This window comes from Herminiimonas fonticola, assembly GCF_003293745.1.
Lineage (GTDB): Bacteria > Pseudomonadota > Gammaproteobacteria > Burkholderiales > Burkholderiaceae_D > Oxalicibacterium > Oxalicibacterium fonticola.
The window spans coordinates 988422-1000588 of record NZ_PTLZ01000001.1; the positions used below are offsets into that span (position 1 = coordinate 988422).

Annotated in this window: 12 protein-coding genes and 1 pseudogene; 4 read left to right on the plus strand and 9 right to left on the minus strand. The window is 50.4% G+C overall.

Annotation, left to right across the window (positions count from 1 at the left end; translation table 11 throughout):
* Window positions 1-4: 4 nt before the first annotated feature.
* Window positions 5-409: a VOC family protein gene (locus tag Hfont_RS04935; RefSeq protein ID WP_112991135.1), complete on the plus strand. Its 405-nt coding sequence runs from the start codon at window positions 5-7 to the stop codon at window positions 407-409.
* A gap of 103 nt (window positions 410-512) precedes the next feature.
* Here Hfont_RS04935 and Hfont_RS04940 read toward each other — a convergent pair whose 3' ends face one another.
* Window positions 513-1454 (minus strand): pyridoxamine 5'-phosphate oxidase family protein, encoded by a 942-nt coding sequence (locus Hfont_RS04940; protein WP_241523012.1) that lies wholly within the window; start codon window positions 1452-1454, stop codon window positions 513-515.
* Complete coding sequence (locus Hfont_RS04945) at window positions 1451-2071, minus strand: glutathione S-transferase (protein WP_112991138.1); 621 nt, start codon at window positions 2069-2071, stop codon at window positions 1451-1453. The genes Hfont_RS04940 and Hfont_RS04945 overlap by 4 nt, the downstream gene beginning before the upstream one ends.
* Before the next feature lie 117 nt (window positions 2072-2188).
* Here Hfont_RS04945 and Hfont_RS04950 point away from each other — a divergent pair, with 117 nt between their 5' ends.
* The gene (locus Hfont_RS04950) at window positions 2189-3085 is read left to right on the plus strand and encodes a LysR family transcriptional regulator (protein WP_112991140.1); all 897 of its coding nucleotides are present in this window, start codon (window positions 2189-2191) and stop codon (window positions 3083-3085) included.
* Between the two features lie 15 nt (window positions 3086-3100).
* On the opposite strand, the pseudogene Hfont_RS04955 reads toward Hfont_RS04950, so the two are convergent.
* Window positions 3101-3244, minus strand: a pseudogene (locus Hfont_RS04955) (acyl-CoA dehydrogenase family protein); the annotation flags it as partial.
* A gap of 263 nt (window positions 3245-3507) precedes the next feature.
* Here Hfont_RS04955 and fumC point away from each other — a divergent pair.
* A complete protein-coding gene (gene fumC / locus Hfont_RS04960) occupies window positions 3508-4896 on the plus strand; it encodes a class II fumarate hydratase (RefSeq protein WP_112991141.1) in 1389 nt (462 codons plus the stop codon).
* Between the two features lie 166 nt (window positions 4897-5062).
* Here fumC and Hfont_RS04965 read toward each other — a convergent pair whose 3' ends face one another.
* On the minus strand, window positions 5063-5599 hold the full coding sequence (locus Hfont_RS04965; RefSeq protein ID WP_112991143.1) for a hypothetical protein: 537 nt from the start codon (window positions 5597-5599) through the stop codon (window positions 5063-5065).
* A 97-nt stretch (window positions 5600-5696) separates the two neighbouring features.
* Window positions 5697-5915, minus strand: a complete 219-nt coding sequence (locus Hfont_RS04970; RefSeq protein ID WP_112991145.1) for a CsbD family protein — start codon at window positions 5913-5915, stop codon at window positions 5697-5699.
* A gap of 601 nt (window positions 5916-6516) precedes the next feature.
* Here Hfont_RS04970 and Hfont_RS04975 point away from each other — a divergent pair.
* Entirely contained in the window at window positions 6517-8532 is a 2016-nt protein-coding gene (locus Hfont_RS04975; RefSeq protein WP_112991146.1) for a PAS domain-containing sensor histidine kinase, read from the plus strand.
* A gap of 85 nt (window positions 8533-8617) precedes the next feature.
* On the opposite strand, the gene Hfont_RS04980 is transcribed toward Hfont_RS04975, so the two are convergent.
* The 4 genes from Hfont_RS04980 to Hfont_RS04995 all read right to left on the minus strand — a co-directional run bounded on the left by Hfont_RS04980 (window position 8618) and on the right by Hfont_RS04995 (window position 12166).
* Complete coding sequence (locus Hfont_RS04980; RefSeq protein WP_338322768.1) at window positions 8618-9097, minus strand: response regulator; 480 nt, start codon at window positions 9095-9097, stop codon at window positions 8618-8620.
* Between the two features lie 17 nt (window positions 9098-9114).
* Complete coding sequence (locus Hfont_RS04985) at window positions 9115-9747, minus strand: response regulator (protein ID WP_112991148.1); 633 nt, start codon at window positions 9745-9747, stop codon at window positions 9115-9117.
* 27 nt (window positions 9748-9774) lie between these two features.
* Window positions 9775-10878 carry a sigma-54 interaction domain-containing protein gene (locus tag Hfont_RS04990; protein WP_112991150.1) on the minus strand — a complete coding sequence of 368 codons (1104 nt, stop codon included), beginning with the start codon at window positions 10876-10878 and terminating at the stop codon, window positions 9775-9777.
* A 175-nt stretch (window positions 10879-11053) separates the two neighbouring features.
* Complete coding sequence (locus tag Hfont_RS04995) at window positions 11054-12166, minus strand: YbdK family carboxylate-amine ligase (protein WP_112991151.1); 1113 nt, start codon at window positions 12164-12166, stop codon at window positions 11054-11056.
* Window position 12167 lies beyond the last annotated feature (1 nt).

Sequence of the window (12167 nt, forward strand, 5' to 3'; positions counted from 1 at the left end):
AACGATGCTGGATCACGTTTTCATTGCAGTTAGCGATCTCAATCGCTCCATTGCGTTTTACACCGAGGTATTCAAGCCCCTGAGGATAGTCAATCGCGTTGACTATGACGGCAAAGATGGACCACCGGGTCATCCCGATCTCAAAGGATTTGGTGCAGACGGTCGCATCTTTTTTTGGCTGCGAGAAGGCACGGTTGAAGGAAGAGCGGCGCACGTCGGCATTGTTGCGAAAAATGCAGACGAGGTCGATGCAGCTTACAACGCAGCCATTGCTGCCGGCGCTACCGACAAAGGTGCGCCGAGTGCACGACTGTATTACGACCCTCGTTACTACGCTGCTAATTTCCTGGATCCCGACGGTTACAGCATCGAGATTGTCTACAAAAGTTGGCAGCATCCTCGGGATTGAATCACGACGTTCAACTAAAACGCCGTATTTCAATTTCCGTGAGCGCTCACGAGCTGAGCGATCCGGCTTTATAGCTGCGAGATGATCATTAGAGCAAACATGTCTAATCCTCTTTGTCCCAGATGCCGGTCGCTTCGGTTGTAGGTGCGACTTCTCTCAAGGTCCATTGCAAGGAAATCGCATGCGATTTCTTCCAGCCGGATGCGATGTGAAAACGCCATAGGCGTTCGGCTCCGGCAAGATGGCCGGTTTCATCCGATTGCCACAACACTTCTGTCGTGCCTTGCAGATGCAGTAAATCGCCGCTGATGAAATCGATGAACAACAGGGCCGCGCGCGGTTCCACCAGCATATTCCCCAGCGTATTGAAATAGCGATTGCCGACGAAGTCGGGGATGGTCAGCGTATTGCCATCAATGCGTATGAATCCCGGCATGCCACCGCGGTGCGAGATGTCGACGCCGCTGCCGTTCGTCGTTTCATTGCCTGATGCAGTGGCGACAAAAAAAGTATCGGCATTGCTGATGATCTTTTTGGCTTCATCATTCAGGTCGGTAAAAAACTCTCGGGAAGATACGTGTCCATCATTGTTTTCGTTGCTGACATCGCGCGCCTGTATGTATTTCGGACAGTTGCCAAATGATTGTTCGACATGTACATGCAAGCCATCGTCACTGAACGCTGTGACGTAGCCATTCGCACGATTGCGCCTGCGCGTACTGAATTCAATGCCGAGCATGCCGATCGCCTTGTCAGTGGCAAGTAGAGGCGTGAATGATTCCTGCCAGTGCGCAGTGGTGTCTATTCTTAAACTGCCCGGATCGTCGCTGCTGATAAAGCCTTGTGGACCGGTGACTATCGTTGCAACTGGCCAGCCTTCATTATCGGTAGTCGCGAGCATCGCAAAACGAAGTGAAGAAAAAAATTGCCTATGTTGATCCGGCATCAATTCGCGTATCGCGGAACCGGGTGTACTGGTACCAGCCGCAACATGCGCGCGCAGTTCTCCTTCATGGAAAGGGCGCGGGTTGAGAGGCGGGTTCATGCTGCCACCGGAACAAGCGATTGTGGCATCGGATGGAAGTTGGGTAAGGCTTCGATCCGCGTCAGCCATAGCCTTACTGCCGGATACGGCGCCAATGAAATACGGCCTTCCGGAGCATGCGCTATGTAGGAATAACAAGCGAGGTCTGCGATGGTGGGATTGGATGTGGCAAGGTAATCGCGCCCGGCAAGATGAGCCTCCATCATAGTCAATAATTTCTCTGCGATTTCATGTGCGCGTACCGGATCGATTTCGCCTTTCATGTTCCATAAGGTTGACATCCGTGCGCTGGCCGGGCCATGTCTTACTTCACCAGCAGCAATCGACAACCAGCGTTGTATCTGTGCGGCTTCCACCGCATCGTCTGACAGCCACGAGGTTTTTGCGCCATAACGCTTGACCAGATAAACCATGATGGCATTGCTATCAGCTAGCACCAGGTCGCCATCTACCAATACCGGAATCTGGCGCAAGGGATTGAGCTTGCCGAATTCTTCGGTCATACGCTGCGATGCCGATTCTATGTATTCGTGTGGAATACCCAACATCCGCAGCAGCACTTCAACACGATGGCTATGTCCAGATAGCGGGGTTCCGTAAAGTTTGATGGTAGTCATGATGAGGCCCTTTGAGTTGATTGAGGCTTCATCTTAGTCATTGCGATAAATAGTGTAAATTACCTAAAATTGCAATTTACTATTTCAAATATTAAAATAATACGGCGGGAGTATTTGATGGACAGATTAGACGAGCTTGAAGTCTTCATTGCGATTATGGATACCGGTAGCCTGATCGGTGCCAGTCGAAAGTTGCGCCGCTCTGCGCCTGCGATCACGCGCCTGCTTGGTTCGCTAGAGCAACGCATAGGCACACGCCTGTTTGAACGCACGACGCGACATCTGGCGGCTACCGAAGCTGGTACACGATTGCTGCAACATGCGCGGCAAGTGTTGAGTGAATATGAACAGGCGGTACAGGAAGATCCATCCGCACCCATGCGCGGCACCTTGCGCGTGACGGCGCCGGTGGTATTCGGTCGACGTCACGTGGCGCCGATTGTGAATAGCTATCTCGATCTGTATCCGGAAATGCGGGTCGAGCTGGTGATCAATGATCGCAACATCGATTTGATCGATCAAGGGATAGACATTGCAGTGCGCATCGGGGCTTTGGCGGATACCAGCCTGGTGGCACGACGCGTCGGGCAAGTGCACTCAGTTCTGGTTGCCAGTCCGGATTACATCAAGCGTCGCGGCAAGCCACGCACACTGGCAGACCTGTCTTCGCACGACGTCATTTTTAATTCGGGATTCAGTAGTACGTCGGAGTGGCGCTTCAGGGTAAATGGCCGCGACCAGGTGGTGCCGTTGACACCGCGTTTGACGGTGAATGAAATCGATGCGGTGTTGCTTTCCGCAAAAGCAGGGCGGGGTGTGGCACGCCTGTTGTCGTATCAGGTAGCTGACGAGCTGGCGAATGGGACGTTGGTAAGAATTTTTCCAAAAATGGAAACAGCAGTTCTTCCAGTGCACCTGGTACTTCCAAGTGCGCGTCTGATGGCACCGAAGTCACGCGCATTCATAGATCATGCAGTTGCAAGGTTTAGTGAATTACGCGTGATTCAGAAGTAATGCTGTTGGCCAGCCTTACGAATAAATAGATGGTGCAGGTACTTCGCCCGTCAATACCCACAGTCCAATATCTTTCAGTTTGTAATCGAGCGAGTCATGCAAGGTATGCACGCGTACATTGCGCCAGAAGCGATCGAAGCCATATTTGGCCGCCGTCGCACAAGGCCGGAGCAATTAATGTTGATGTAATGCAATAAGATTTTAAGGTAATTAAAATTGGAATCAGTCGAATTTTTCCGCATATGGATATGCTGAATGTGAGTGGCGATTTGCGCTGTCTGATATCGTGTAGAAGAAATAAGATGACTGTTATCGGGATCTGCCGGCATATTCAAGTCAGAGTTTGAATATCTTTGAAATGTTTTTGGTGCATGATGGAGCCGTCAGAAATACACGCTCTGCACATGCTTAAAGGACAAATCATGAAAACAAGAATGGAACGCGATACCTTTGGCGTGATCGAGGTAGACAGTGAACGCTTGTGGGGCGCACAAACGCAGCGCTCGCTTGAGCATTTCAAGATATCGACTGAGCGCATGCCGCAGGAAGTGATCGTGGCGCTTGCCGAAGTCAAACGCGCGGCAGCTATTGTCAATTGCGATCTGGGCAAGCTGGATCAGCAAAAAGCGGATGCGATAGTCAGTGCGGCAGAAGAGGTGATCGCCGGCGAGCATCCGGGCGAATTCCCGCTTGCAGTATGGCAGACCGGTTCCGGTACGCAAACCAATATGAACATGAATGAGGTGCTGGCCAATCGCGCTTCGGAATTGCTTGGTGGCGAACGCGGCGAACAACGTCTGGTACATCCGAATGACGACGTTAATCTCGGCCAATCATCCAACGATATTTTTCCCACTGCGATGTATGTAGCGGCTAGTGTCAGCATCGCGCAGAAATTGCTGCCGGCGATACATGCCTTGCGCGTGACGCTGCAACGCAAGGCGGAAGAGTTTACCGATATCGTCAAAATCGGACGCACGCATTTGCAGGATGCGACGCCGTTGACCCTGGGGCAGGAATTTTCCGGTTACGTCGCACAGTTGCATCATGCCGAATTCGGGATTGTAGTGTTGCTGCCACCCTTGCACGAACTGGCGGTCGGCGGTACGGCGGTTGGTACCGGTTTGAACACGCATCCGGAATTCGGCGTACGCGTTGCAACCGAGCTGGCGCAGCGCAGCGGTGTGCATTTCAAAAGCGCGGCCAACAAGTTTGCGGCGCTGGCAGCGCACGATGCGCTGGTCAGCGTGCACGGCGGCTTGAAAACGCTGGCTGCCAGCATGATGAAAATCGCCAACGATGTGCGCTGGCTGGCTTCCGGGCCACGCTCCGGCCTGGGCGAGCTCAGCATTCCAGAGAACGAACCGGGTAGTTCCATCATGCCGGGCAAGGTGAATCCTACACAGAGCGAGGCAATCACGATGTTGTGTTGCCAGGTATTCGGCAATGATGTCGCAATCAATTTTGGAGGTGCATCCGGTAACTTTGAACTGAACGTCTTCAAGCCGCTGCTTGCACATAATTTTTTGCAAAGCGTGCGTCTGCTGGCCGACGGTATCAATAGTTTCGATGAACACTGCGCCCACGGCATAAAAGCAAATCGTGATCGAATAGAGGAGTTGATGGGACGGTCACTGATGTTGGTAACTGCCTTGGCACCGCATATCGGTTACGACAAGGCGGCGCAGATTGCCAAACAGGCGCATCACGATGGCACGACCCTGAAGGAAACGGCGCTCGCATTGGGCTTTGTGAGTAGCGATGAGTTCGATCTTTGGGTGCAACCACAAGACATGATTTATCCAAAATGATAAGTCGTATATGTTTGGCTTTTGTATAGTCTTGCTGCAAATCGATACTGCCGGTTGAATGATATTGAATGAAAAAAGGTCTCGCCAACTTGGTTGGCGAGACCTTTTTATTAGCCCATCTATCGGTCAAACATGGTGACAGGCGGAGAAGGCTGGTGTTGCGTGCTTATTTATTAGTGGCAGCAATACAACGCGATTTTTCAGCGCCGGTCAAAGCATCACACTTTTCTTTTTGCACAGCGACGTTTGCATCGTGTTTGTCAGCACTTGCATCTTTGCGCGCTTCAGAAACTTCCTTGCCTGCTTTGGCATCAGCTACTTCTGCAGTTTTTGCAGCTTTCGCTTCCTTCACACATACATCCTTGTTGTTGCCAGTCATGTCATCGCATTTTTCTTTTGCGAGTTCATAGTTGGCATCAGCGATGTCTGTGCGTGCTTTTTTGCGCGCAGCGTCTGTTCCTTTGTAAGCTGCTTCAGCTTCTGCCGTGGTTTTTACCTGAGCAGCTTTCGCTTCTTTTACGCAGATATCCTTGGCGTTACCTTTGTGGCTGTCACACGCTTCTTTTGCAGATTTGTAATCAGCATCCGCTTTTTTCTTGGTTGCATCGTAAGAGGCTTTTGCTTCAGTTGGTGCAGCATGTGAAGCCGCGATAAAGCCAAAGCTGGCGCTTGCGAGTACGATCATTGAGAGTGTTTTTTTCATGATGTGTCCTTTTTGTTTTTTAATTGATGTAGTAGCAGGCAATCAGGCGTGGATTGCAATCGATAGCTTCCAGCCCACGCTTTCTTGCCTTCCGCTCTTACAGAAAACGTTTGTCGTTGCGGTTACGTTCCTCGAACGCCTTGATTTGCTTTTCAGCTTCATCTTTGCTCACGCCATAAGCTTCTTGAAGCTTGCCGGAGAGTTGATCGCGCTTACCTGCAATCGTGTCCAGATGATCGTCGGTAAGTTTCCCCCACTGTTCTTTGACATTGCCCTTGAGTTGCTTCCAGTTACCTTCGATAACGTCCCAATTCATAACATTCTCCTTAAACGAATTTCATACGTTACGGCGACAGTGCCTGCACATCACTACGCAAAACGTGGGCCAGATTTTTTACTTATAAAAATCAAGCGCTTATAAAAATCGTTATCGCTAATGTGTAAATGGCGCAGGGTAAGTTGCAAAGCCTACATGTGAGAAACGAGGAAGAGCTTGCAGGCCAACACGAAGGACAGAGAAAGAAAACGATAGAAAATGGAAGCGAGAAGTGCTGCTTGTTTTTGAGCGTTTCGTATAATCAAGAAACAGACCTTGGTGGTGTTTGATTATTTGCGCTGCATACAGCCATGGCCGAGCAGGAACTATTTCACTGAATTAATATCTGAGAAGGCGTTTGCAGTCGGGAAGGATGCTGCTATGCTTCTCTAAAAAGGCAACAATATTTCAGAGCAGCTTGTATAGATTTGTTCTGAAAGATCTGCAGATTGCAGTATTCAGAAGCCGCAAAAAATTCCTCAAGAACAATCGTCAAAAAGTCGCCGGGGCTGAATAAATACAGTTCGGCGCATTTGTTATTCGGAGCAGGAATGTAATTTCCAGCCTCATCCGGTTTTTCTATTTGTAGCGGAGCTAGCCCATGTTTCAATCAGCGGGACATCGCAAATCCTTTACTTTTCTGCTTGCACCTCTCATTGCGGCGACGTTCATTCTGACTGTCGGTATTGTTGCCATTTACAACGTATCGCAAGACTTCTGGGTGCTGGGTTATCGGCTGGAAGATATCGCGCCGATCAGGACCAAGACTGGTACCGTTTTTATCCTGGCCGCATTGGCTCTCGCGTTCCACTCATTTCATATTGCGCATGCGATAAGCAGAACGATTGCGAAAGCACTGGCGTCGGTGTTTGCCTTATGTGTTCTTGTGGCTGGTGCGTCGGCATTGCTGCGATATTTCTTCGGTATCGAGCTGGGTCTTGAAACTCTGTTTGTAAAGCTAGGGGTGCAGGGCAAATTCTGGCTGTACGAATCACCACTTACAGCACTGGGTTTTGTGCTGGTGGGTTTCTGTCTTCTGCTACTGGATTATCGTACGTCAGGTGGTCATTACCCGTCTGAATATATAGCCTTCATCCTGATCGGCATGATGGGCATCCCGCTTGTGGGCCATCTGTACAACGTGATGTCGGTTGGTGTCGTCGATGCGGCTCGTACCATGCTGCCTTTCATGTCGCTGACCTTCTTGATACTTGGGCTCGGCATCCTGGCTGCACGTCCTTCGCATCGCCTGATGCGTCTCTGGAACAGTCAGTCGCCGGGTGGGCCGATTCTGCGCAGGCTGTTACCGAATAGCCTGCTGATGCTGATTATTCTGGATTTCGCGATCAAGTGGGGCGTACAAAATCGCTTCTACGATGCAGACAAGGCATCGCCTCTATTGATCATGCTTAGCGGTACGCTGTTGTTCATCATGTTCTGTCGTACGGCGGCACTTTTGAATCGGGAGTACGAAGGGCGTCAGATCGGTGAGGCCGCCTTGGCTGAAAGCAATGCACTGTTGCGTGCGGTCAGTGATAACACGCCGGATGCAATTTTTGTAAAAGATCGCAATGGACGGATGATTTTTGCCAACCCTGCCAAGTTGCGTTTGCTGGGAAAAAAACGAGAACAGGTGATCGGCTTGCGGAGCGAAGAGTTGTATCTGGAAAAAGAGGATGCGGCGCGCGTGAAGGAAGAAGATCAAAGTGTGATTTTGGGCGGCAAGCCCAAGACTTTTGAAACCACTACTCGATATGCGCACGGTACACGCACCATGCATTCGACCAAAGCGCCGTGGCTGGATGCCAAGGGACAGGTGGTGGGTTTGGTTGGTATCAGTACCGACATCACAGAACGCAAACGTATGGAAGACGCGTTGAAGGCACATGAAACACAACTGGAAGCATTGGTTGCTGCGCGTACCTTTGAAGTCAGTGAGTTGATCGGCCATCTGGAAACTACTCGCGAAGAAGAGAAGCGTTCTATCGCAAGAGAATTACATGACGATCTGGGTGCGGCCTTGACTGCACTGAACATGCATCTGTCGTTGATCTTTCAGCAGATGCCACCGGAACCGAAATTTACTGAACGTTCGGTCAAGATCAAGGCCTTGCTCAGTTCCATTACCGATGCGACCCGCCGAATTCAAAATGGCTTGCGGCCGGACAAGCTGGATGTGTTCGGCGTCAAGATCGCAATCGCCGAGCAGGCGGCAGAGTTTGAGAAATACACCGGCGTCGTTTGCAACGTCAATCTGCCTGATGACCAATTATGCTATGCGCCACGCGTGGATATTGCCTTGTTCCGTATTGTGCAGGAAGCCTTGAACAATATCGCCAAGCATGCAAAAGCGACGCATGTTGATATCGTGTTGGATGACATCGATGATGAAATCGTCTTGACCGTACGCGATAACGGTATCGGTATTCCTGCTGTCAATCCTGGTGGCATGACTACCCATGGTTTGCGCGGCATGCGTGAACGGGTAGCTTATCTTGGCGGTACTGTCAGAGTAAGCGGTGCAGAAGGCAAGGGGACGGCGATAGTAATTACGATTCCAAAAACACCGGAAAATACGGCAGTGTCGGATGATAATGCGATGGAAGAAAACGGTTGATGCGATAAGTGGGTTGGAGCTTATTGCTGATGAGTTTCGATTTTCAGATCAACTACGAAGTTGGGCAATAAAGTTTTTTAAAAGCTCAGCCTCGACTGAGGCAGCCTATGTGAGTGTGGCCCAACTCTTTCACCAATTCAAATAACTGCGGAAATTCTGAAGTCTTGTCGAAAAAGTGATGGACGCCATATTGGCGTCCAACACGCCGGAATACTTCGGTCGCATTATTGCTGCAAATGATTTTCAGCGGATCGTAATCCTGTTTTCCTAATATTTGACGCAGCAGATTGATGCCATTTCCTTTTTTGAGTTGAATGTCGACGATCAAAATATCGATGTCCAGGGTATTCAACTGATGCAATGCATCGGCCTCTGATTCGGATACGCCGGCAACCACTACACCAGGGATCATCGCGAGATTTTCTATCATCAGATCGCGTACGTCGATAGAATCCTCGATCAGGAATATGCGCAATGGTGGGAAAGTGCCATTGCCGGCAGTATTTTTCGCTTCATTCATATCGGAATCGCATTCACTACTGTTAATTACGGTATCGAAAGACATGTCGTTCTAAATCTGTATTAATCGATCAAATTTTGCTTGATGGCGTAATAAATAATGCCGGCGTTGTTTTCCATATTCATTTTCTGCAAAACACGCGCCCGATAAGTACTCACTGTTTTTACACTCAAGCAAAGTTCGTCAGCAATCTTGGTGACGCCATGACCCTGGCATAGTTTGTAGAAAATTTCGTATTCGCGTTTCGACAAGGTTTCGTGCAGCGGCTTTTCCGCATTGCTATCGACTTCTGTCGTCAGTAGTTCTGCGACTGTATGGCTGATGTATTTGTGGCCGCGCAAAATTGTTTGAATAGCGGCGACCAGTTCTTCGGCCAGCGCTTCTTTCTGTACATAACCGCTGGCACCGCTACGCAGAATCTGTACGGCATAACGGCTTTCCGGATGCATGCTTAGAATCAGCACCGGCAGTTCCGGTTTCTCACGTTTGATCTGCTTCAATACTTCAACGCCGCTTTTATCCGGCATATTGATGTCGAGTAAAACGATGTCCCAATCCTGAGCACGCACCAGGCGTATGGCTTCCTGAGCAGTGGCTGCCTCGCCTTCGATACTCATCTCCGGCACTTGTGCAATGAAATACTGTACGCCTGCGCGTACCACTGCATGATCGTCAACTACCAGAATTTTTACCATAATAAATATGCGTTTTTCAATTGAGTGCTAGTTGCGCGCCTGCATACCGTAGTGCTTGATGGCATCAGGTAAAAACAGCTTTGTTTGGTATTCATTGAGACGATTGTAAAGTGTTTTAAGACTCACACCTAGCACCTCTGCGGTCAGGGTTTTATTTCCGCCACAGTGGCCCAGCGTCGCACAAATCAGTCTTTGTTCAGCGTCAGCCAGCTTGCTCCCGAGCTGTACGGTGACGCAATCTTCCGCCTGAATACTGGCGTTTGTTTTGACAGGGTTGATGCTCAGTTTGATGTTGAGTTCCTGATCCGCCAGGATATAGCTGCGGTGCACAATATTTTTCAGTTCACGCACATTGCCCGGCCAGCTGTACTCATTCAAAAGGCGATAAGAGGCTTTTGAAAAATGTTTGTTATTGCCCTCTTCTTCATTCAATTGTGCGAGGAAGAGGTTGGCAAGCAAGTGTATGTCTTCACCGCGCTCACGCAGCGTCGGCACATGAATAGGGAAGACAGCCAGACGATAGAAGAGATCGTTGCGCAAGGTGCCGTTTGCAACTGCTTCCAGCGGATCGCGATTGGTGGCGGCAACGACGCGCACTTTGACTTCAGTTTCTTCGTCTGCGCCTATCCGATAGAAGCGATTGGTTTCCAGCACGCGCAGTAATTTGACTTGCATGTCTAGCGACATTTCTGTCACTTCATCCAGAAACAGGGTGCCGCCGTCGGCGCGTTCAAAGCAGCCTTTTTGCATACGGACGGAACCGGTAAAACTGCCGCGCTCGGAGCCGAACAGTTCTGCTTCTATCAGTTGGGGCGATACAGCACCGCAATTCAATGCGATAAAAGGCTGATTGCTTTCCTTGCTTTTTTGATGGATGACGCTGGCGACCAGTTCTTTACCTGTACCGCTTTCGCCCACGATCAATACATTCGCGTTGGTCGGTGCGACCTTGCCTATCATATTGAACAGATGCAGCATGTTTTCCGATGCGCCGTACAGATCACCGCAACGATGCTCTGTGTTGCAGGACGCGCCCAATTCTTGTGTACCAGTGGGTATGACGGTGAATTCTTTTGTATTTTGTGCCGGCATCCCGACCACGTTACCGTCTGTACTCAATCCGTTTGACATTGGTTTCTCCTCTGTGAAAACATCTTGCAAGTTTTACAGAGTCGATTGTGCAGCAAGGGAAAACTTTGCAGAAGCAGTGAGTGTCCGATTCGCTTGTGGGAATCCGCTTACAAAACGACAGGGAAGCCGTTTAGCAAGAACGGCAGGAAACGGGTTGTTTCAGTTGAAAGAGTGTTTATCGCGCCATCCACACAGCGCTTTGCTGACGTACGACATCGCTTAGCGAGCCGCTTTTCTCGTAACAGACGCGCAACCAGTCGGCATCAGACTGGCCGGATAACACTCGCTGACGCAGCAACTCAATTGCATCGTCTGTGCCCATTTCTTCGGCGACGTCCTTCAGCATGTCAAAAGTTTGCAGGATGTCGTCCTTGATTGACGATTGCGTGCCTGTCAGTGGATTGATCAAGGCACCGTTCAAGCCGAAGCGGCAAGCCTGGAAGCGATTGTACGAATAGGTCAAGGCCGTATCTGCAGTCGGTTGCAATTCACGCTGCGCGAAGAAATACTTGCTCAGGGTTTGCGCATACGCTCCCAGTGCCACGGCTGTTTCTATCGCCAGCGGCGTATCGCAGACGCGGATCTCGACCGTGCCGTATTCCGGCTTGGGACGTATATCCCAGTAAAAATCCTTCATGCTGGCAACGATGCCCAGATTCGACATCTTGATGAAGTAGGCGTTGAATTCATCCCAGTCGCTGACAAATGGCATGGTGCCGCTCAATGGAAATGCATTGATGCTGGTCAGTCGCGACGACTGGAAGGTGGTGTCCACACCTTGATAAAAAGGTGACGACGCCGACAGCGTAATGAAGTGCGGCATCGTGCGCGCCAGCAGGTGGGCAAGGCGGATCGCTTCATCGCCACTCGGGCAGCCGATGTGGATGTGCTGACCATAGACAGTAAATTGCTTGGCCAGATAACCGTACAGCTCTGACACCAGACGGTATCTATCGGTCGGATAAATGCGTTGATCTTCCCAGTGCTGGAATGGATGTGCACCACCGCCGGCGAGGCCGAGGTTGAGCTTGTCGGCTGCAGCGACCAGCAAGCTGCGCATCGCAGTCAGCTCGGTCAGCATTTCATGATGATCGATGTGCACCGAGGTCGCGATCTCGATCATGCTTTCTGTGATTTCCGGCTTGATGTCGTAGCCGTGCTCGGTCTTGTTAATGATCTGCAGCAGGTCGTCGGAGCCGCGCGTCAGATTGTAGTCGCGTCGATTGACGATCTGCAGTTCGAGTTCCACACCCATGGTCAGCGGTGTTGAGTTATTAAATTCCAGCATG